Annotated in this window: 25 protein-coding genes; 12 read left to right on the top strand and 13 right to left on the bottom strand. The window is 64.1% G+C overall.

Annotated features, from left to right (window positions below; genetic code table 11):
* Nucleotides 1-128: 128 nt before the first annotated feature.
* Nucleotides 129-254 (bottom strand): hypothetical protein, encoded by a 126-nt coding sequence (locus RFN30_RS16415; RefSeq protein WP_082953831.1) that lies wholly within the window; start codon nucleotides 252-254, stop codon nucleotides 129-131.
* A 256-nt stretch (nucleotides 255-510) separates the two neighbouring features.
* Between RFN30_RS16415 and RFN30_RS16410 the strand changes: the two genes are divergently transcribed.
* The gene (locus RFN30_RS16410; RefSeq protein ID WP_320263121.1) at nucleotides 511-1,470 is read left to right on the top strand and encodes a cation diffusion facilitator family transporter; all 960 of its coding nucleotides are present in this window, start codon (nucleotides 511-513) and stop codon (nucleotides 1,468-1,470) included.
* Between the two features lie 35 nt (nucleotides 1,471-1,505).
* Nucleotides 1,506-1,910 carry a GFA family protein gene (locus RFN30_RS16405; protein WP_320263120.1) on the top strand — a complete coding sequence of 135 codons (405 nt, stop codon included), beginning with the start codon at nucleotides 1,506-1,508 and terminating at the stop codon, nucleotides 1,908-1,910.
* Nucleotides 1,911-1,913: 3 nt separating this feature from the next.
* Here RFN30_RS16405 and RFN30_RS16400 read toward each other — a convergent pair whose 3' ends face one another.
* The gene (locus RFN30_RS16400; RefSeq protein WP_320263119.1) at nucleotides 1,914-3,161 is read right to left on the bottom strand and encodes a DNA recombination protein RmuC; all 1,248 of its coding nucleotides are present in this window, start codon (nucleotides 3,159-3,161) and stop codon (nucleotides 1,914-1,916) included.
* A gap of 103 nt (nucleotides 3,162-3,264) precedes the next feature.
* Here RFN30_RS16400 and def point away from each other — a divergent pair, with 103 nt between their 5' ends.
* The 5 genes from def (at nucleotide 3,265) to truA (ending at nucleotide 6,321) form a co-directional block, all read left to right on the top strand.
* On the top strand, nucleotides 3,265-3,795 hold the full coding sequence (gene def / locus RFN30_RS16395) for a peptide deformylase (protein WP_192249310.1): 531 nt from the start codon (nucleotides 3,265-3,267) through the stop codon (nucleotides 3,793-3,795).
* A 33-nt stretch (nucleotides 3,796-3,828) separates the two neighbouring features.
* Nucleotides 3,829-4,014 carry a hypothetical protein gene (locus RFN30_RS16390; RefSeq protein ID WP_320263118.1) on the top strand — a complete coding sequence of 62 codons (186 nt, stop codon included), beginning with the start codon at nucleotides 3,829-3,831 and terminating at the stop codon, nucleotides 4,012-4,014.
* Nucleotides 4,015-4,091: 77 nt separating this feature from the next.
* Nucleotides 4,092-5,027: a methionyl-tRNA formyltransferase gene (fmt, locus tag RFN30_RS16385; RefSeq protein WP_320263117.1), complete on the top strand. Its 936-nt coding sequence runs from the start codon at nucleotides 4,092-4,094 to the stop codon at nucleotides 5,025-5,027.
* Complete coding sequence (locus RFN30_RS16380; protein WP_320263116.1) at nucleotides 5,024-5,530, top strand: GNAT family N-acetyltransferase; 507 nt, start codon at nucleotides 5,024-5,026, stop codon at nucleotides 5,528-5,530. The genes fmt and RFN30_RS16380 overlap by 4 nt, the downstream gene beginning before the upstream one ends.
* Nucleotides 5,531-5,553: 23 nt before the next feature.
* Nucleotides 5,554-6,321, top strand: a complete 768-nt coding sequence (gene truA, locus RFN30_RS16375; protein WP_320263115.1) for a tRNA pseudouridine(38-40) synthase TruA — start codon at nucleotides 5,554-5,556, stop codon at nucleotides 6,319-6,321.
* Here the strand turns inward: truA and RFN30_RS16370 are convergent.
* From RFN30_RS16370 to dapE, 4 genes are all read right to left on the bottom strand, one after another.
* Nucleotides 6,318-6,635, bottom strand: coding sequence for a type II toxin-antitoxin system RelE/ParE family toxin (locus tag RFN30_RS16370; protein ID WP_320263114.1), 318 nt, complete (start codon nucleotides 6,633-6,635; stop codon nucleotides 6,318-6,320). The genes truA and RFN30_RS16370 overlap by 4 nt on opposite strands.
* The gene (locus RFN30_RS16365) at nucleotides 6,632-6,913 is read right to left on the bottom strand and encodes a type II toxin-antitoxin system ParD family antitoxin (protein ID WP_320263113.1); all 282 of its coding nucleotides are present in this window, start codon (nucleotides 6,911-6,913) and stop codon (nucleotides 6,632-6,634) included. The genes RFN30_RS16370 and RFN30_RS16365 overlap by 4 nt, the downstream gene beginning before the upstream one ends.
* An 80-nt stretch (nucleotides 6,914-6,993) precedes the next feature.
* A complete protein-coding gene (locus RFN30_RS16360) occupies nucleotides 6,994-7,599 on the bottom strand; it encodes a transporter (RefSeq protein WP_320263148.1) in 606 nt (201 codons plus the stop codon).
* A gap of 2 nt (nucleotides 7,600-7,601) precedes the next feature.
* Nucleotides 7,602-8,801, bottom strand: a complete 1,200-nt coding sequence (dapE, locus tag RFN30_RS16355; protein WP_320263112.1) for a succinyl-diaminopimelate desuccinylase — start codon at nucleotides 8,799-8,801, stop codon at nucleotides 7,602-7,604.
* A gap of 116 nt (nucleotides 8,802-8,917) precedes the next feature.
* On the opposite strand from dapE, the gene RFN30_RS16350 reads away from it, so the two are divergent.
* On the top strand, nucleotides 8,918-9,952 hold the full coding sequence (locus RFN30_RS16350; protein WP_320263111.1) for a 2-dehydropantoate 2-reductase: 1,035 nt from the start codon (nucleotides 8,918-8,920) through the stop codon (nucleotides 9,950-9,952).
* On the opposite strand, the gene RFN30_RS16345 is transcribed toward RFN30_RS16350, so the two are convergent.
* From RFN30_RS16345 to dapD, 4 genes are all read right to left on the bottom strand, one after another.
* Entirely contained in the window at nucleotides 9,927-10,628 is a 702-nt protein-coding gene (locus RFN30_RS16345; RefSeq protein WP_320263110.1) for a hypothetical protein, read from the bottom strand. The genes RFN30_RS16350 and RFN30_RS16345 overlap by 26 nt on opposite strands.
* 14 nt (nucleotides 10,629-10,642) lie before the next feature.
* Entirely contained in the window at nucleotides 10,643-11,020 is a 378-nt protein-coding gene (locus RFN30_RS16340; RefSeq protein WP_167484095.1) for a DUF805 domain-containing protein, read from the bottom strand.
* Nucleotides 11,013-11,375 carry a DUF805 domain-containing protein gene (locus RFN30_RS16335; protein ID WP_320263109.1) on the bottom strand — a complete coding sequence of 121 codons (363 nt, stop codon included), beginning with the start codon at nucleotides 11,373-11,375 and terminating at the stop codon, nucleotides 11,013-11,015. The genes RFN30_RS16340 and RFN30_RS16335 overlap by 8 nt, the downstream gene beginning before the upstream one ends.
* A 70-nt stretch (nucleotides 11,376-11,445) precedes the next feature.
* Nucleotides 11,446-12,300 carry a 2,3,4,5-tetrahydropyridine-2,6-dicarboxylate N-succinyltransferase gene (gene dapD / locus RFN30_RS16330; RefSeq protein WP_320263108.1) on the bottom strand — a complete coding sequence of 285 codons (855 nt, stop codon included), beginning with the start codon at nucleotides 12,298-12,300 and terminating at the stop codon, nucleotides 11,446-11,448.
* Between the two features lie 144 nt (nucleotides 12,301-12,444).
* Between dapD and RFN30_RS16325 the strand changes: the two genes are divergently transcribed.
* Nucleotides 12,445-13,284, top strand: coding sequence for an LOG family protein (locus RFN30_RS16325; protein ID WP_320263107.1), 840 nt, complete (start codon nucleotides 12,445-12,447; stop codon nucleotides 13,282-13,284).
* A gap of 16 nt (nucleotides 13,285-13,300) precedes the next feature.
* On the opposite strand, the gene RFN30_RS16320 is transcribed toward RFN30_RS16325, so the two are convergent.
* Together RFN30_RS16320 and RFN30_RS16315 are read right to left on the bottom strand one after the other, a co-directional pair.
* Nucleotides 13,301-13,942, bottom strand: a complete 642-nt coding sequence (locus RFN30_RS16320) for a response regulator (RefSeq protein ID WP_320263106.1) — start codon at nucleotides 13,940-13,942, stop codon at nucleotides 13,301-13,303.
* 301 nt (nucleotides 13,943-14,243) lie between these two features.
* Nucleotides 14,244-14,918, bottom strand: a complete 675-nt coding sequence (locus RFN30_RS16315) for a sensor histidine kinase (RefSeq protein WP_320263105.1) — start codon at nucleotides 14,916-14,918, stop codon at nucleotides 14,244-14,246.
* Nucleotides 14,919-15,203: 285 nt separating this feature from the next.
* Here RFN30_RS16315 and RFN30_RS16310 point away from each other — a divergent pair, with 285 nt between their 5' ends.
* The 3 genes from RFN30_RS16310 (at nucleotide 15,204) to RFN30_RS16300 (ending at nucleotide 16,768) form a co-directional block, all read left to right on the top strand.
* Nucleotides 15,204-15,620 carry a hypothetical protein gene (locus tag RFN30_RS16310; protein WP_320263104.1) on the top strand — a complete coding sequence of 139 codons (417 nt, stop codon included), beginning with the start codon at nucleotides 15,204-15,206 and terminating at the stop codon, nucleotides 15,618-15,620.
* A 204-nt stretch (nucleotides 15,621-15,824) separates the two neighbouring features.
* The gene (locus tag RFN30_RS16305; protein ID WP_320263103.1) at nucleotides 15,825-16,277 is read left to right on the top strand and encodes a hypothetical protein; all 453 of its coding nucleotides are present in this window, start codon (nucleotides 15,825-15,827) and stop codon (nucleotides 16,275-16,277) included.
* A 101-nt stretch (nucleotides 16,278-16,378) separates the two neighbouring features.
* Nucleotides 16,379-16,768 carry a hypothetical protein gene (locus tag RFN30_RS16300; RefSeq protein ID WP_320263102.1) on the top strand — a complete coding sequence of 130 codons (390 nt, stop codon included), beginning with the start codon at nucleotides 16,379-16,381 and terminating at the stop codon, nucleotides 16,766-16,768.
* 285 nt (nucleotides 16,769-17,053) lie between these two features.
* On the opposite strand, the gene RFN30_RS16295 is transcribed toward RFN30_RS16300, so the two are convergent.
* On the bottom strand, nucleotides 17,054-17,761 hold the full coding sequence (locus RFN30_RS16295) for a pyrimidine 5'-nucleotidase (protein ID WP_320263101.1): 708 nt from the start codon (nucleotides 17,759-17,761) through the stop codon (nucleotides 17,054-17,056).
* Nucleotides 17,762-17,891 lie beyond the last annotated feature (130 nt).

Below are 17,891 nucleotides of genomic sequence, written 5' to 3'. Positions count from 1 at the left end.
AGGGGAAGCGAGGTCGTCCTCGCGGCAGTGATATAGGCAGTTCTGCTCCCCGCTCAACAAAACACCGGCAGCATTCGGCATGCCGCCGGTTCAAATCCGCATCGCGACGGATCGGCCGCGCTGGCGGCTTACTTCTCCTTGATGCGCATCGCCTTGACCGGCGGCGCTTTCGGGGCCGGGGCCGCGGCTGGTTTCTTCGCGTCCTTCTTCGGCTTGCGGGGTTCCTTGCCCGCCTTCATCGCACCTTTCGCCATGATTCGCTCCTCCGATTGTGGGCAGCCCAAGTGAAACAAGAGAAGCGCCCGACCGCAAGAGGCGGCTTGCCGCTTCGAAAGCCGGCTTCCCCGATGTCAACCGTTTTCCCTTGAACGGGAGGGCCTTGAAGCCGTCTTCGGCAGCCGGACGGAATATCCGCCAGCATCCTTGAACCTCCGACCGGTCGGCGCGTTGTCGGTGGAGCTTCGGCCGGCAGGTCGCTAAGCTCGGTGCTTCGGCGAGGATCAGAAACGAATGGCAGGACATAGCGGTTCGAGACGGGTGATCTACGCCGCGCTCGCCGGCAATTTGGCGATCGCGCTGACCAAGTTCGCCGCCGCACTCGTCACCGGCTCCTCCGCCATGCTGTCGGAAGGCGTGCATTCGCTGGTCGACACCGGCAATGGCGCGCTTCTCCTTCATGGCATGCGGCGTGCCGCGCGCCCACCCGACCGCGCGCATCCGCTCGGCCATGGGCGCGAGCTCTATTTCTGGAGCTTCATCGTCGCGCTCTTGGTTTTTGCGCTCGGCGCCGGCGTTTCCTTCTATGAGGGCGTCATCCACATCATGGCGCCCGAGCCGGTTGTCAACGCCAGGGTCAATTACATCGTGCTCGGCCTGTCCTTCCTGTTCGAGGGCAGTTCCTGGCTGGTGGCGCTGAAGGAGTTTCGCCGGCAGAAGGGCAACCAGGGCTGGTTCGAGGCGGTGCGCCGAAGCAAGGATCCGAGCGTCTATACCGTGCTTTTCGAGGACAGCGCGGCACTGCTTGGCCTGATCGTTGCCTTCGCGGGCATCCTCGCGTCCGAACTGCTGGAGATCCCGGAACTCGACGGCGCCGGCTCGATCGGCATCGCGGCCATACTGGGCGCGACCGCGATCTTCCTGGCGCGCGAGAGCAAGGGCCTGCTTCTCGGCGAGCCCGCCTCGCTCAAGGTGCAGCGCAAGGTCCTGGCGATCGCCGAGGATGATCCGGCGGTGCAGCGGGCGAACGGCATATTGAGCGTTCATATCGGCCCGGAAGAGATCGTCGCAGGCCTGAGCATCGAATTCGAGGATCATCTCACGGCCCCGGAGATCGAAGCCTGCGTCGAGCGCCTGGAGGCACGACTGAAAAAGGACATGCCCGAAATCACCAGGCTGTTCGTCAAGCCGCAGGCGACTGGCACATGGGAGCGCAGGCGCAAGGTTATCGCCGAGGCCTCCGAAGAGGATTAGGTTCGAGCGAAGCAACCTTTTGCGGAGTATTCCCGATGAGAATCGACGGCGGGTGCCATTGCGGCGCCATCACCTATGAGGCGGAGGTCGATCCCGAAAAAACCTCGATCTGCCACTGCACGGATTGCCAGCAACTGACCGGCACCGCGTTCCGCGTCACCGTGCGCGTGCCCGAGGAGGACTACCGCATCACCAAGGGCGAGCCCAAGGTCTACATCAAGACCGGGTCGAGCGGCGCCAAGCGGGCTCAGGGCTTTTGCGGCGAGTGCGGCTCGCATCTCTATGCCACGTCGGTCGGCGACGGGCCGAAGGTCTACGGCATCAGGACCGGCACGGCGCGCCAGCGTGACCAGCTCGTGCCGAGGACGCAGTATTGGCATCGCTCGGCGTTGCACTGGCTGCCGGAATTCGAGGGCACGAGGGTCGTCGAGGAGCAGTAGAGATCAGTCGTCGCCTTCGACGACCCTGAGCCGCAATTGGCCCGTCTTGGAATCGGCCACGCGCGCGCCAGCCTCCACCTTCGCCTGGCGCGGCGCCTCGGTTTCCCCTTCAGCAAATTCCAGCGCCTCGATCTTCTGGCCGCGCTTGGTCACTTTCGACGTCGAAACGAGGATGTCGTCGATGTCCTTGGCCGCCTGGCCGAAATGCGTCTGCAGCCGGCGCACGCGCTCGTCGACGCGCGCCACGTCCTCCATCAGGCGGATGACCTCGCCCTGGATGAGATGCGCTTGCTCGCGCATGCGCGCGTCCTTCAGGATCGCCTGGATGACCTGGATCGACAGCATCAAAAGCGACGGCGAGACGATGACGACGCGGGCGCGGTGCGCCTTCTGCACCACGGCCTCGAAATTCTCGTGGATCTCGGCGAACACCGATTCCGACGGCACGAACATGAATGCGGTGTCCTGCGTCTCGCCCTGGATCAGGTATTTCTCGGCGATATCGCGGATATGCACCTCGATATCGCGCCGGAATGCCTGCGCCGCCACCTTCTGCAGGTCGGCACCCTCCGCGGCGCGGATGGCGTTCCAGGCCTCCAGCGGGAACTTGGCGTCGATGGCAAGCATCGGCGCGCCGTTCGGCATCCGCACCAGGCAATCCGGCCGGCTGCCGTTGGAAAGGCTCGCCTGGAACTCATAGGCGCCATGCGGCAGGCCGTCGGCGATGATCGCCTCCATGCGCGACTGGCCGAAGGCGCCGCGCGTCTGCTTGTTGGAGAGGATTGCCTGCAGCTGCACGACCTGGCCTGCAAGCGACTGGATGTTGCCTTGCGCCGTGTCGATCACCGCCAGCCGCTCCTGCAGCTTGGCCAGGCTCTCATGCGTCGACCTGGTCTGCTCGGCCATGGTCTGGCCAAGCCGGCCGGTCATGGCGTCGAGCCGCTGTCCGAGCGATTGGGTGAGCTCGGCTTGCCTGGCGCCGAACACTTCGGCGATCGCGCCCATGCGCCCTTGCATCTCGGCCTGCGCCTGCAGGATGTCTGCCATCCGCGCCTCGGTATCGCGCGCATGATCGGCGGTCTCCGCCGCGGCAATCGCGCGCGCCTTTCCGGCGCGCCACAACGCGACGACGAGCGCCAGGAACTGCGCCAGCAGCAGAAGCGCGCCGAAGCCGAGCGCCTCACCGAGCGTGATCGTGGTGGCGCCGAGCCGCGCGACCGGTTGCGAAAGGATCAAGGTCATGTCGTTCATGCCGGCAGCATAGCCGATTCGGCCCGTCGGCACAGATCAAAACGTGAACAGGCGAAAGATGTCCCGGTTGACGCTTCTGTGGCGAGGTCTTAGGTGAGACGCCATGTCGATCAAGCCGCTCATCATTCTTCCTGATCCGATCCTGCGCCAGGTTTCCAAGCCGGTGGAGCGCGTCGACGGCGATTTGCGCAAGCTCGCCGACGACATGTTGGAAACCATGTATGACGCGCCGGGCATCGGGCTGGCGGCGATCCAGGTCGGCGAGCCGCGGCGCCTGCTGGTCATCGACCTTGCCAAGGAAGGCGAGCCGCCGGCGCCGCATGTATTCATCAATCCGGAAATCCTCGAAAGCTCCGACCAGCGCTCTGTCTATGAGGAAGGCTGCCTGTCGATTCCCGATTACTATGCCGAGGTCGAGCGTCCCGCCGCCGTGCGTGTGAAATATCTCGACCGCGACGGCAAGCTGCAGGAGATGCAGGCCGAAGGCTTGATGGCGACCTGCCTGCAGCACGAGATCGACCATCTCAACGGCGTGCTGTTCATCGACCACATCTCGAAGCTGAAGCGCGACATGGTGGTGAGGAAATTCAAGAAGCTCGCCAAGGACAAGGCGCCAGGCAAGATGGTGGGGTAGCCAAAGCCAGAGTATATCAGGCTGAGGTTTTCAATGGGCGACATGCTGATCAGAAATATTCCAGAAGCCAGCCCAGAACCGCATCTTTCGGCATGGGATGCGATCCGCTCGGCGTACGCGGCTGAAAACGCAATCGACGACGAATTTGCCAATACGATGCGTGAGATCGAGACCGAGCGGAAGCGCGACTTCGGCTGCATCTCGATTCGACGGAATTGACCTGAAACTGGTGGACTTTTGAAGCGAGTGCCTACGCGGGCCCGCGGCGCAAGCACAAAACAGGATCGCAGGACACGATGCCCCTTCGCGTCATCTTCATGGGCACGCCGGATTTTTCCGTGCCGACCTTGCGCGCCATCGCCGAGGCCGGCCATGACATCGCGGCCGTCTACACGCAGCCGCCGCGCGCCGCCGGCCGTCGCGGGCTGGAACTGACGCCCTCGCCGGTGCAACGCGAGGCGGAGCGGCACGGCCTCGAGGTGCGGACGCCGACCTCGCTCAAGGGCGAGGCCGAGCAGCAGGCCTTCGCCGCCTTGCAGGCCGATGTCGCCGTGGTCGTCGCCTATGGCCTGCTGCTGCCGAAGCCCGTGCTGGAGGCCACCAGACTTGGCTGTCTCAACGGCCATGCCTCGCTTTTGCCGCGCTGGCGCGGTGCCGCGCCCATCCAGCGCGCCATCATGGCCGGCGATGCCGAAACCGGCATGATGGTGATGCGCATGGAGGAGGGTCTGGACACCGGTCCGGTGGCATTGGTTGAAAAATGCGCCATCGCACCCGATATGACCGCCGGCGAATTGCACGACCGCTTGATGGCTCAGGGCGCTTCGCTGATGGTGGATGCACTCGCACAGTTGGGGATAAATTGTCTGACATTTACCCCGCAGGCGACGGAAGGGGTGACCTACGCCCGAAAGATCGATAAATCGGAGACGCGCGTAGACTGGACGCGGCCTGCCGGCGAAGTCCACAATCACATTCGCGGCCTCTCGCCCTTCCCGGGCGCGTGGTGCGAGGTCGAAATTGGTGGCCGCATGGAGCGGCTGAAACTGCTTCGCTCGACGCTATCTGATGGCGTCGGCGAGTCGGGAGGTATTCTCGATGACCGGCTGACGGTCGCCTGCGGGTCAGGCGCGGTCCGGCTGGTCGAAGTTCAACGGGCGGGCGGAAGGCCCGCCGCCGCGCAGGAGTTTCTGCGCGGGGCCAAGATCGAAAAAGGAACGAAACTCAAATGAGCATGATGTCGATACGCGCGGCGACGCCGCGGGATCGCGAGGCGATCCGCCTCGTCGAAGAGCATGCCTTCGGCCAGCAGGCGGAGGCCGGCCTGGTCGACGCGCTGGTGGCCGGTGGCGACACCGTCGTCGAACTGGTTGCCGAAGAAGATGGCCAGGTTGTCGGCCACATCCTGTTTTCCAGGCTTTTCGTGCAGAATGGCGGCAAGCGGTTTGCCGCCGTGGCGCTGGCGCCGCTGGCGGTCGAGCCGTCCTTCCACGGCACCGGCATCGGCGGCGCGCTGATCCGCGAGGCCCATATCCGCCTCAAGGAAGCGGGCGAGACGCTGGCCGTGGTGCTCGGCGATCCGGCCTATTACGGTCGCTTCGGCTACACTCACGCCCGGGCCGAAAAGTTCGAGAGCGAATACCAGGGCGAGGCGCTACAGGCTCTGGCCTGGGGCGAAGCGCCCGAGGCCGGCAAGCTGGTCTACGCTTCGGCTTTCACCGCTTTGGCCGCCTAGGCGAGCGCAGATGTAGAGCTGGCATGCCGCGTTTTCGGCTCGATATCGAATATGACGGCAGCCAGTTCGCCGGCTGGCAGCATCAGGCGGACCAGCTCTCGGTGCAGCAGGCGATCGAGCAGGCGATCGAAAGGTTCTGCGGCGAAGCGGTAAGGATACGTGCCGCCGGCCGCACCGATGCCGGCGTGCATGCCACCGCCCAGGTGGCGCATGTCGATCTCGCCAAAGCTTGGGCGGGCGACAAGGTGCGCGATGCCGTCAACGCCCATCTGCAGGCTGCCGGCGCGCGCATTGCCATCCTGAAGGCGGCGGTCGTCGCTGACGATTTCGACGCGCGCTTCTCGGCCACCGGCCGCCACTATCTCTACCGCATCCTCAACCGCCGCGCGCCGTCGGCGCTGGAAAAAGGCAAGGTCTGGTGGGTGCCGAAACGCCTCGATGCCGAAGCCATGCACGAGGCGGCGAAGGTGCTGCTCGGGCGGCATGATTTCACCACCTTCCGCTCCACCCAGTGCCAGGCCGAAAGCCCGGTCCGCACGCTTGACCGCCTCGACGTGACCCGCGCCGGGGACCTCATCGAGGTGCGGACCTCGGCGCGCTCCTTCCTGCACAACCAGGTGCGTTCGATGGTCGGCTCCTTGCGGCGGGTCGGCGACGGCTCCTGGAGCGCCGCCGATCTCAAGGCGGCGCTCGAAACGCGCGACCGAGCCGCCTGCGGTCAGGTGGCGCCGCCCGATGGGCTGTTTCTTGTCGGGGTGGATTATCCGCAATCCGCGGGCCAAACCGGTTAGTCAGCGTCGCCCTCTGCCAGATCGTGAGACCAATTCGCGCCGCCGTAGAACAGGCGCAAAATCACCACGCGTTCCGGCTCCACGATGAAAGCAACGGTTACGCGGCGCTCAAATCCGACGACACGAAGATCAGGCCGCACGTCATCGCGGCGCGTGCCGCGTTCAGAGCCATATTCGAGGCGCTCGCAGAAGGCCCGTATGCGACTGTCGTAGCGGTCGGCCGTGGTCGCGCTGCTGGCTTCCGCAATGAGGTTGTAGATTCGATCGAGATCGTCGCCGGCATCAAGCGTGTAGACGACTGCGCGACGCTTCACGGTTTCTTCTGCAAACGAGTCTCATGGCGCCTGCGCGCCCGTTCGGCCATTTCCTCCGGTGAGATGCCCTTGCCGGGATTTGACTTCCAGGCATCATAGGTCGGAGCGACCTCCTCGCGCAGCCAGCGCTCTACGGCGGCATCGCGTTCCCGCAGGGCGCGAAGCCCGGCGCGGATGACCTCGCTGCTGGTTGCATACGCGCCTGACCGGACGAGCTGGTCTATAAAGTTGGCTTGCTCTGTCGGCAGGCTAAAAGTGCGTTTTTCGGTGGCGGACATATGCTCTCTACCGGAAGAGACGGTGTGAAACTATCATACCAGGCCGACGACGAATTGGAAGACCGCCGCTCGATCCGACTTCAGCCCCTCGCGCCGTCCGGCATGTCGATGCCGAGCAGCGCCTGCAGCCCGAACAGGACGAGCAGCGAGGCCACGAACATGCCGGCAAACACAGCGGTGCCGGCGGCCGGCCCCTTGCCGATCGTCGCGTTGGTCATGCGCCAGGTCAGCACCATCGAGAGCGCGAACAGAAGCAGCGAGACCAGCCCGCTGATCTCGTCGGTCGAGGGCAGGAAGAGCCTGAGCAGCGCCGACGGCAGCATCAGCCAGGCGATGATCGCCGAGGCCCAGTTGGAGGCGACGACATAATGGACGAAGCGTCCGCCGATGCCGGCGCGCGGCGCGACCAGCGCCAGCACCACCAGCGGCAGCACCCAGGAGCCGATGTCGACGGTTGCCAGCCGGATGAGCATGCTGAGCCGCCCGGCGAACGCGTTCGGATCGCCGATCTCGTTGGCGATGCCGACCCAGCCGACGATCAGCGCCGGCAATGCCACGATGATGGCGAAGAAGGAATTCCAGAAACCGTCCGCCGAAAGGTCGAGCATGCGCAGCCCGTCGGCCTTACCCAACATCAGCCGCCAGGCGCCAGCCAGCGAAGCAAAGGTTTCGTCCGTTGAGAGCATGGTCACGTCAGACCTTGTCCGAACCAGTCCTCGATAAAGCGCTCGTAGATCCGCGTCAGCGTCTCGAGATCGGCCACCGCCACGCGCTCGTCCACCATGTGCATGGTCTTGCCGACCAGCCCGAACTCGACCACCGGGCAATAATCCTTGATGAAGCGCGCATCCGACGTGCCGCCGGAGGTGGAGAGCGAGGGCGACTTGCCGACCACCGCTGCCACGGAGCTGCTCAGCGTGTCGATCAGCTTGTCGTCGCGGGTAAGGAATACATGGCTCGGCCGGTCGCGCCAGACAAGCTCATAGTCGATAGCGGTCTTCTTGCCCGGCCGGTATTTCTTGCGGCCGGCCGCCTGGTCGAGCCGGTTGTGGATCTCGGCCTGGATGGTTTCGGCGGTCCACGTATCGTTGAAGCGGATGTTGAAGGTGGCCGTCGCCCTGGCCGGGATGACGTTGGTCGCCGGGTTGCCGACATCGATCGACGTCACTTCCAGATTGGTCGGCTGGAAATCCCTGGTTCCCTTGTCGAACACCGGATGAAGCAGCGCGTCGACCAGGCTCATCAGTCCGCGCACCGGATTGTCGGCAAGGTGCGGATAGGCGGCGTGGCCCTGGCGGCCGTTGACGATGACGCTGCCGGAGAGCGAGCCGCGCCGGCCGATCTTGATCATGTCGCCGAGCGCGTCCGGATTGGTCGGCTCGCCGACGATCGAGGCGTCCCATCTCTCGCCCTTGGCGGCCGCCCAGTCGAGCAGCTTCACCGTGCCGTTGATGGCCGGTCCTTCCTCGTCGCCGGTGATCAGCAGCGACACCGAGCCTTTCGGGCCGCCATTCTTCTCGATATGGCGCGCCACTGCGGCGATGAAGCAGGCGATGCCGCCCTTCATGTCGACGGCGCCGCGGCCATACATCTCACCATTGGCGATCTCGGCGGCAAAGGGCGGATGCGTCCAGGCCGCCTCGTCGCCGACCGGCACGACGTCGGTATGGCCGGCAAACATCAGATGCGGGCCGTTGCCGGAGCGGCGCGCATAGAGGTTTTCGATGTCCGGCGTGCCATCCTCCGAGAACACCGGCCGCTCGACGGAGAAGCCGAGCGGCTCCAGCATGTCCTCCAGCGTCTGCAGCGCGCCGCCTTCGGCGGGCGTCACGGAAGGACAGCGGATCAGGACGGCAAGGTTCCGGGCGGGATCGGTCGGCAATTTCATGGGCAAAGCGATAGTCGAAAGCAACGAGCCTGTCACGGTCGGTCATGGTGGGCGATCACGCCGCCGACATTATGGTTTTCATGTCGTATAGTTGCGAGCCAAGTCGGGGCGATTGCATGGCCAAGGCAGAAAAAACCATTGCCGTCGCCGGTGCCGGCAGCATCGGCTGCTATGCCGGCGGCTGCCTGGCGCTCGCCGGGCGCAAGGTCGTCTTCCTGGGCCGCGGCCGCATTGTCGAGGCCATGCGCAAGGACGGGCTGCGGGTCAGCGATCTCGACGGCCGCGACCGCCGCATCGCCGCGCAGGCGCTTGTGGCCACCGACGATCCGGCAACCGCATTGCGCGACGCGGATATTGTCCTTGTGGCGGTGAAGAGCGGCGCGACGCAGGAGATGGCGGCCGAGATCGCCGCCCACGGTCGCCGGGACGTCGTCGTGATCAGCCTGCAGAACGGCGTCGACAATGCCGACCGGCTGCGCGCCGGGCTTCCCGGCCGGCACGTGCTTGCCGGCATGGTGCTGTTCAACGTGGTTCAGTCGCCGGATGGAGAGACACCGTTCCGGGTTCATCGCGCCAGCGAGGGCGACGTGATGATCGATGACGGGGTCGAGGGCCTTGTCGACCTGCTCGACGTCGATGGGCTTGCCGTCGAAGCCCGCGCCGACATGAAAGCGGTGCAGTGGAGCAAGCTGCTCTTCAACCTGAACAATGCGCTGGTGGCGCTTTGCGGCCTGCCGCTGGCCACGCAGCTGGCCGATCGGCGCTGGCGGCAGATCCTTGCCGACCAGATCGACGAGGCGCTCGGCGCGATGAAGGCCGCGGGCATCAAGACGGCGCGGATTGCCGCCCTGCCGCCGGCGCTGTTGCCGAAGGTGCTGCGATTGCCGGACTGGCTGTTCAAACTGCTGGCGCGGCGCATGCTTGCCATCGACCCCAACGCCCGCTCCTCGATGTGGGACGATCTCCAGCGCGACCGGCCGACCGAGATCGACGAATTGCAGGGCGCGATCCTGCGGCTCGCGCAAAAGACCGGCGTGCCGGTGCCGCTGACAAAGCGCATCGTCGCGCTGGTGCGTCGGGCGGAAGCGGACAGGCGCGGCTCGCCCGGGTTGACGCCGGACGAAGTCAGCGGTGGTCCTCGATCAGCGTGATCTTCTGCCAGATTTTGCGCGACAGGTTGGAGGCCAGGTTTTCGATATCGTTGACCCCGTCGACGACTACGTCGTCGTTGACCGACTGGGCGAACAGCGCCGCGATCTTGCCGGTGATCGACAGCATTTCCGAGCAATAGTCGAGATAGCGCGCGAGGTCGGCTGCGTTGGTGATGCGTGCCGGCGAATGCGCGGTCGGCTTGAAATTGGCCGACAGTGTCGCTGGATCCTTGGTCAGCTGGTGCATGTCGATGACATGGATCAGCGATCGAAGGCCATGCAGTTGCCGGAACACCTTCTTGCGCTTGATGCGCTCCTCGGCCCTTATCAGCGCCAGGAAGCCGACGACGGCGAGGATGAGCACATTGAGGGAGGATTCGATGCCTTGCACGGACTGAACGGCGTCGTTGGGTCCGGAAAAGCGGCCGAGCGGCAAGATGGTGCCGACGAACAGGAAGACCAAAGCGCCGGCGACGACAGCCGCGACGATGACGCCGCGCAACCACCAGATCGGCGCCTCCAGCTCCTTGGCGGCCTTCGCCAGGTCGCCCGACAGCGAGACCAGCTCGCCGGCGACACCGCGCAGGCCGGCTTCCGGAAAACGCTCGGCGACCCGCTCCTCAAGCCGTTTGGCGGTCTCGATGATCAGTTGCGGATCGAGCGTGCGGTAGCGCATGGTCGCTTTGGCGCTCAGCGGTCAGCCGGCGCATTGGTGCGGCTGCCGTAGCGATTGGATCCGGGTTGTCCCGGAAACAGGCAGAGCACCAGGAAGGCGATGATCGATACGACGGGGACGAACAGCACCAGCGCCGCGATGCCGGGCTTGTCGAGGTCGTGCAGCCGCTTCACCGCCAGCACGATGTTCGACCATAGCGAGGCGAGGAAGGTGAGGAAGAAGACGAACGACCACATGTTGCTCTCGGCCGAGCCTTCCGGCACCAGCGTGAAGCGGTAGAGCGGGAAAGCCTGGACGAGCGCCACCAGCAATCCACCGAGGAAATAGGCCGCGCGGCTGACGCGGCCCGAGGTTTTGAAGAAGAGCCAGATGAAGTCTGCTTTTTCAGGCAAGCGGGTCCGGTCCGTATTGATTGGCGCCTCTGGTGCCTTCGAGGATGCCCAGTTCGATGAGCAGCCAGATGCCGCCGATGATGGGGATAAGGCCGATCAGCGTCCACCAGCCCGACTTGTTACGGTCGTGCCAGCGTTTGGCATAGAGAGCAATCGCGAAATAGATCGACGCCAGCATGACGAGGATGCCGACGATGCCGATCTGGTCGCCGCCGGCCGTGGTGAAACGCGTGCCGAGGATCGAATCGAGAATGAAGGCAATAATAGCAAGGACGATGAAGACGCCGATGCCGGCCCAGAACTTGGCGCGGTTGATGCGGCCGTCGAAGCTTGTCAGCAGATATTTCCAGTCCATGACGCCCCTCCGTTGAACCAGCGCGACCGAATGTCGCGCCGGCGGAAGGTGCGTCCGTTTCCGGAAAAGATCAATCGCGCAGCAACTCGTTGATCGAGGTCTTGGAGCGGGTCTTGGCATCGACACGCTTGACGATGACGGCGCAGTAGAGGCTGGGGCCCGGCTCGCCATTGGGCAGCGGCTTGCCCGGCAGCGAGCCGGCCACGACCACGGAATTTGCCGGCACCTCGCCGTAGAAGACCTCGCCGGTGGCGCGGTCGACGATCTTGGTCGACTGGCCGATGAACACGCCCATGCCGAGCACCGAGCCTTCGCGCACGATGCAGCCTTCGACCACCTCGGAGCGCGCGCCGACGAAGCAATTGTCCTCGATGATGGTCGGACCGGCCTGCATCGGCTCAAGCACGCCGCCGATGCCGACGCCGCCTGAAAGATGCACGTTCTTGCCGATCTGCGCGCAGGAGCCGACCGAGGCCCAGGTGTCGACCATCGTGCCCGAATCGACATAGGCGCCGACATTGACGAAGGACGGCATCAGCACCGCGCCCGGCGCGACATAGGCCGAGCGGCGCACGACCGAGGACGGCACGGCGCGGAAGCCGGCCTTCTCGAAATCGACGGCGCTCCAGCCATCGAACTTCGACGGCACCTTGTCCCACCAGACCGCCTGGCCCGGACCGCCCTTGATGATCTCCATCGGGTTCAGCCGGAAGGAGAGCAGCACCGCCTTCTTCAGCCACTGGTTGACGCGCCACTTGCCGTCATCCTGCCGCTCGGCGACGCGGACCACGCCGCGGTCGAGCAGGTCCAGCGCCGACTGGATTGCGTCGCGCGTTTCGCCGCGCGTCGCGGTCGAAATCGTATCGCGCTCCTCGAAGGCCTTTTCGACGGTCTTTTCGAGGCTCGCCAGATCGGGCATGGACATGAATTTGCTCCATTACAAAGCTGTTAAGGGCTGCGCCTTAACCTGTTTTGAAATCGCGCGGACCCTATGTGAAGGCTTTGGGGGGGTCAATCGCGGTTGCGTCACGGCGCGGCGCAAGTAAGGGAATTTAGGACGGTGGATTCGATGACTCCCATGGAAAAGGCGGGTTGGACGCCGCTGCCACATTCGGACGAGGATCTGGAGCGTGCCAAAAGCGTGCCGGATACGCCGCAGACGCGCGCCGAAACCTATCGCCTGGCCTGGAACGATCCCGACTTCATGACGCGGCGCGAATTGCGCCCGGTGCGCCTCCAGCTCGAGCTCTTGAAGCCGGAGATGATCCTCGCCGAACGCGGCATCAGCTCGACCGTCATCCTGTTCGGCGGCGCCAGGCTGCCGGAGCCGGGCGGCGTTGCCTGGGCGGCGAAGAACGAGACGCAGAAGAAGAACCTCGAGCTGAACAGCAAATACTACGAGGAGGCGCGCAAGTTCGCCCGGCTCTGCTCGCAGCAGTCGGCCTCCTCCTACTACCGCGAATTCGTCGTCGTCACCGGCGGCGGGCCTGGCGTCATGGAAGCCGGAAACCGCGGCGCCGACGATGTCGGCGCGCCGTCGATTGGCCTCAACATCGTGCTGCCGCACGAGCAGGCGCCGAACGCCTATGTGACGCCGGAGCTCTGCTTCAACTTCCACTATTTCGCCATCCGCAAGATGCATTTCGTCATGCGCGCCAAGGCCGTTGCTGTGTTTCCGGGCGGTTTCGGCACGATGGACGAATTCTTTGAGACGCTGACGCTGATCCAGACCGGGCGCATGGAGCGCGTGCCGGTTATCCTGTTCGGCAAGGCGTTCTGGCAAAGGGCGATCGACCTCGATTTCCTCGCCGAGCAGGGCACGATCTCGCCCGGCGACCAGGACATCATCGATTTCGTCGACACCGCCGAAGAAGCCTGGGAGATCGTGCGCCGCTTCTACAAACTCTGAGCCAGCCGACCGGCCGCTACTGCAGCTCGGCCAGCCAGCCGTTCGATTGCGCGAAGCGCACGATGGCGGCGCGGGAGTGGAGCTCCAGCTTGTCGGTTGCCCTGGTCCGGTAGGTTTCGATGGTTTTTATGCTGAGGTTCAGCCGCGAGGATATCTCCTTGTTGCTGTAGCCGAGCGCGACCAGCTGGATCACCGACCGCTCCCGCTCGCTGAGATTGCCCGGATCGCATTGTGGGCCATGGCGCGGGCTCAGGATGCGCGCGGCAAGCGCCGGATCGACATAATTGTCGCCGGCCAGCACGCATCGGATGGCCTGCAGCAAATCCATCGCGGTCGACCGTTTGACCACGAAGCCGCGCCCCCCGGCCGCCAGCACCTGGCGCAGGCAGCCGGGGTCCTCATGCGCCGTCAGCGCAATGCAGCCGAGCTCGGGAAACCGTTCGACGAGCCGTTCGATCAACGTGACGCCGTTGGCACCGGGGAGCGAGATGTCGATCACGGCGACGTCGGGATGAGCCTTGCCGATACCCTCGAGGGCTTCGTCGGCATTCGCCGCCAGACCGACGATCGTCAGATCGTCCTGGCTGTTGATCATCGCACCCACGCCGGACAGGATGATCGGATGGTCGTCGACCACGAATATGCGCCTGCAGCACACCTTAACCTCCATCAGTCTGTCAAAGGCCCTATCACGTAGAAGGGTCCTCTTGTCCTTGATGGTCTAGGCAACTGCCCCGCCTGGCGCGGGACGCCCGTCTGTCTCAGCAAGGCCTGAACGGCCGCAACGGGTAAGCCATCCCCCGCCTAACCCCATGAGTCGGATTGTATGCCGCAGCCGACGCTTTCGGATGTGCAACGCTTCACTTAAAGCAATGCCAGAAAAACTGTTTCACCATTTTCCATTCAGACTGTGTAAAAACAAATAGTTAGCCGTTGGCTGCAGCCATCCGTCCGGGTGCTCAGTCGCTCAAAAGCACATCGGCATAGATGGCGGTCCCCTTGCCCTTGGCGGTTTCGACCGTCAGTTCGCCGCCGATCAAGGCAAGGCGTTCTTTCATGCCCGCAAGCCCCAAATGGTGGGAGCCGGGCGCGACGGTGCCGTCGAACCCATGGCCGTTGTCCTCGACGGCCAGCCGCAGTTTGTTGTCCCAGATGTGGGCCGTAACGCTGACCCGGCCCGGCCGGGCGTGCTTGCCGATGTTGGTGAGGGCTTCCTGCGCGATGCGATAGAGTGTCAGGGCGACTTCCGGCTCGAGCGGCCTCGACAGGGCTTCGAGATCCACGTCGCCCGGAATGCCGAGCTGAGCGCACAGCACGCTGACCAGATCCTCGACTGAGGCGCGAAGTCCCAGGCGATCGAGGTCCGCGGGCCGCAGGCTCCAGGCGGCGTCGTGCACCCGGGCGCTCAGCTGGTCGATCAATTGAGCGGCGCGCGCGAGGCGGGCATCGAGTTCCGCCGAGTCCGCGCGAATGCTGTGCAGTTCCAGCGCGACGCTCGCCAGCATCTGGCCGAGATCGTCGTGCAGCTCGCGTGACAGGCGCAGGCGCTGTTCTTCCTGCACGGCGATCAAACGCCGCGCCAGCCTCCGGCGCCGGGCCTTGTCGTCCTTGCCTGCAGTGATACCCGCCCGCATTAGCCCTTCTCTTCTCTTTGCCGCCGCGGGGGTCGCAAGCCGCCCATGGGTCGGCGAGAAAAGGCGTGAATGTCCGCGCAACATATACACCAGGCATAGGGCTTTATGCGTGTCAGTTTTTTCCCGATACCTTCAACTTTTCCTGACAAGCGCCTCAGCTGAAAAACCGGCAGACCTTGCTGATCAGCCCCGATGTTTCACCGTCTCTTCTGCGCGCATCCTTTTTGCGTGGTCCCGGTCATCTTGTGCTCGCCGGGATGTTCAACGCAAACCAAGGAGAACGTCATGAGGAAGATCATTCTGGCCGCAGCTGTCCTGTCGGCTCTGACAGGTTCGGCGTCCGCACTGTCGATCGGTAGCGGCAACGGCAACGGCAACGGCAATGTCGGGGTCGGCAACGGCAATGGGAACGGCAATGCCAACACCGGCGCCTTCAACGGCAACTTCAACGGCAACGGCAATTTCGGCATCGGCAACGGTAACGGGAACGGCAATGCCAACATGGGCGCCTTCAACGGCAACTTCAACGGCAACCTCAATGCCGGCGCCGCCAACGGCAATGCCAACGGCAACGGCAACTTCGGCCTCGGTAACGGCAACCTGAACGGCAACGGCAACTGGGGCTTCGGCAACGGCAATGCCAACGGTAACGCCAACGCGGGCATCGGCAACGGCAACGGAAACGGCAATGCCAACCACTAGCGTCGCCAACCATTAGCGTCGCCAGCGTCGAAAGACGCTGACGCTTCTGGGATCGCCGAGCCACGCGCCCGTCCCCCACGCAAGGCTATCGCGACATTGTCGCCGGCGGTCCCAGTCCTTTTCCAAGGAGTACCTTTTCCAAGCAGGGAGTCCCTTTCCAAGCAGGGGGTCCCCTTTCAAGCAAGCCATGGAAGGAGTTCGCAGATGAAACGGTGTGTCATACCGGTGCTTTGCCTGGGCCTGTTGAGTGCAACCGCGGCGAAGGCCGACACCACGACGGGCAGCCAGGCTTTCAGCACGTCTCGCATTGCTCAGACCGCCGGCCAATACGGCCGATATATCGGTTCGAACGTCAGGAGCATGGACCCGCTCGGCAGCCTGGGCGGCAATGTCGGCTACAAGAACACCGGCAGCGGCAATGTCGGCGCCTTCAACAGCGGCACCGGCAATGTCGGCGCCTTCAACGGCAACGACAACACCTCCTCGACGAGCGGAAACCACAACATCGGGGCTTTCAACGGCAACGGCAACACCGGCGAATATGATGGCAACACCAATGTCGGCGCCTTTAACGGCAACGGAAACGGCGGCTCGTTCAACGGCACCGGCAATGTCGGCGCGTTCAACGGCAATTTCAACGGCCGGGGAAACCACTGATGGCCGGGTCCAGACCATCCGCTTCTGTCCGTCGTGACGCGAAGCCGGCGAGGCTGTTCGACGGTAACGGCATCGCGGTTTGCACGCTGCTTGCCGCGATCGTGGTTGCCGACGCCTCGACAGTGGTCCGGATAGCCGATCTTCCCATCGGCCGCGGCCCCATCGACCACGGAGATGTCGAGATTGCCGGTCTTGGCGTCGGTCCGGATAACGCCGATGGCTCAAACGGCAATTGGAATTCGGGCAATTTCAACGGCAACGGCAACACCGGCAATTTCAACGGCAACGGAAATGCCGGCAGCTTCAACGGCAATGGCAACGCGGGGAGCTTCAACGGCAATGCCAATTGCGGCAGCGGCTTCGGCAACGGGTTTTCGTCCGACGGCAACGGCAACAGGAAGCGCGGGGACATCCCCGAATGGTGCCGGTTCCTGAAAAACCTGAACGGCCAGCTGGGGCTGCCGCCGGGTACGATTCCGGGCTTCGACTAAAGGTCTGTTGATATTCAGGTGAGGCCGGCCTGCAAATTGCGGCCTCCTGCGCTTCCGGCCTTCGCCGGCCAAAGCACTCATGAGTGGCTTGGCAGTTAAATTAAGGCTACGGTCGGCGTAGGCCGGTGCTCACGTACTTCAAGTACGCTCCGCTCCGGTTCTCGGAAGCCACCATTTTCGGCTCGGCCTGACCTGAATCTCAAAAGACCCTGGCGCGTGTCGCCCAAAGGTCCCGGACGCGATCCGCCGCGGTGGCGTCAGCCGCGCCGACAATCTGGAGTTGGTTCAGGCCGGGACTTCGACGATCGCCGTCAGGAAGCCGGCGAGGTCGTCGGTGACGAAATCCACGTCGTCCTCATTGGCCGGGTCACGCTCCCAGATCTCGGAGAAAGTCGGCTCGAAATTGCGTGGCACAACCAGCACCGTCGTCATGCCGAGCGATTTCGGCACCGAGAGATTGCGTGCCAGGTCCTCGAACATCACCGCGTTGTGGCCGGTGACGGAATGCAGCTCGGCGAACCTTTCATAGGTCTGGCGCGCCGGCTTGGGATTTAGACCCGCCGCGACGATGTCGAAGATGGCGTCGAAATGCTCGAGGATGCCGAGCTGGCGTGCGGTGCGCTCGGCATGCCTGCGGTCGCCATTGGTGAAGATGAACTTGCGGCCCGGCAACTGCCGGATCGCGGCGCCGAGCACCGGATCGGGCACCAGCCAGGAATAGTCGATGTCGTGCACCTTCTCGAGGAAGTCGTCTGGGTCGATGCCGTGGCGCGTCATCAGCCCGTTCAGCGTCGTGCCGTACTCCAGGTAGAGTTCTTTCTGCAGCTTGCGCGCCTCCTCGCGCGAGAGCGTCAGCAGCTCGCCGACATAGGCGGTCATCTTCACGTCGATCTGCGCGAACAGATTCGAATGATGCGGATAGAGCGTGTTGTCGAGGTCGAACACCCAATCCGTGACATGGGCAAATCGCGAGGGGTCGGGTGTCGTTGTCATGGCTTCCTTATGGCATGCTGGCGCGGACTTTATCCACAACTTCCGCGCGTCTTGCGTCGTGAAAATGGCACCTCGCTTCAAATTTTAACCGTCCCGGAAAGGTCGCCTTCAGCGCTTGCTGGCACAGAGG

The organism is Mesorhizobium dulcispinae (assembly GCF_033977345.1).
Taxonomy (GTDB): domain Bacteria; phylum Pseudomonadota; class Alphaproteobacteria; order Rhizobiales; family Rhizobiaceae; genus Mesorhizobium; species Mesorhizobium dulcispinae.
This window is presented reverse-complemented; position numbering and strand designations above follow the sequence as displayed.

Excerpts from the sequence above, each read along its gene's own strand:
- RFN30_RS16310 (WP_320263104.1), top strand. The coding sequence starts at position 15,204 with ATGAGGAAGATCATTCTGGCCGCAGCTGTCCTGTCGGCTCTGACAGGT.
- fmt (WP_320263117.1), top strand. The coding sequence starts at position 4,092 with ATGCCCCTTCGCGTCATCTTCATGGGCACGCCGGATTTTTCCGTGCCG.
- RFN30_RS16405 (WP_320263120.1), top strand. The coding sequence starts at position 1,506 with ATGAGAATCGACGGCGGGTGCCATTGCGGCGCCATCACCTATGAGGCG.
- RFN30_RS16295 (WP_320263101.1), bottom strand. The coding sequence starts at position 17,761 with ATGACAACGACACCCGACCCCTCGCGATTTGCCCATGTCACGGATTGG.
- RFN30_RS16325 (WP_320263107.1), top strand. The coding sequence starts at position 12,445 with ATGACTCCCATGGAAAAGGCGGGTTGGACGCCGCTGCCACATTCGGAC.
- RFN30_RS16315 (WP_320263105.1), bottom strand. The coding sequence starts at position 14,918 with ATGCGGGCGGGTATCACTGCAGGCAAGGACGACAAGGCCCGGCGCCGG.
- truA (WP_320263115.1), top strand. The coding sequence starts at position 5,554 with ATGCCGCGTTTTCGGCTCGATATCGAATATGACGGCAGCCAGTTCGCC.
- RFN30_RS16345 (WP_320263110.1), bottom strand. The coding sequence starts at position 10,628 with ATGCGCTACCGCACGCTCGATCCGCAACTGATCATCGAGACCGCCAAA.
- RFN30_RS16415 (WP_082953831.1), bottom strand. The coding sequence starts at position 254 with ATGGCGAAAGGTGCGATGAAGGCGGGCAAGGAACCCCGCAAGCCGAAG.
- dapE (WP_320263112.1), bottom strand. The coding sequence starts at position 8,801 with ATGAAATTGCCGACCGATCCCGCCCGGAACCTTGCCGTCCTGATCCGC.
- RFN30_RS16335 (WP_320263109.1), bottom strand. The coding sequence starts at position 11,375 with ATGGACTGGAAATATCTGCTGACAAGCTTCGACGGCCGCATCAACCGC.
- def (WP_192249310.1), top strand. The coding sequence starts at position 3,265 with ATGTCGATCAAGCCGCTCATCATTCTTCCTGATCCGATCCTGCGCCAG.
- RFN30_RS16365 (WP_320263113.1), bottom strand. The coding sequence starts at position 6,913 with ATGTCCGCCACCGAAAAACGCACTTTTAGCCTGCCGACAGAGCAAGCC.
- RFN30_RS16305 (WP_320263103.1), top strand. The coding sequence starts at position 15,825 with ATGAAACGGTGTGTCATACCGGTGCTTTGCCTGGGCCTGTTGAGTGCA.
- RFN30_RS16350 (WP_320263111.1), top strand. The coding sequence starts at position 8,918 with ATGGCCAAGGCAGAAAAAACCATTGCCGTCGCCGGTGCCGGCAGCATC.
- RFN30_RS16400 (WP_320263119.1), bottom strand. The coding sequence starts at position 3,161 with ATGAACGACATGACCTTGATCCTTTCGCAACCGGTCGCGCGGCTCGGC.
- RFN30_RS16360 (WP_320263148.1), bottom strand. The coding sequence starts at position 7,599 with ATGCTCTCAACGGACGAAACCTTTGCTTCGCTGGCTGGCGCCTGGCGG.
- RFN30_RS16410 (WP_320263121.1), top strand. The coding sequence starts at position 511 with ATGGCAGGACATAGCGGTTCGAGACGGGTGATCTACGCCGCGCTCGCC.
- dapD (WP_320263108.1), bottom strand. The coding sequence starts at position 12,300 with ATGTCCATGCCCGATCTGGCGAGCCTCGAAAAGACCGTCGAAAAGGCC.
- RFN30_RS16380 (WP_320263116.1), top strand. The coding sequence starts at position 5,024 with ATGAGCATGATGTCGATACGCGCGGCGACGCCGCGGGATCGCGAGGCG.
- RFN30_RS16390 (WP_320263118.1), top strand. The coding sequence starts at position 3,829 with ATGGGCGACATGCTGATCAGAAATATTCCAGAAGCCAGCCCAGAACCG.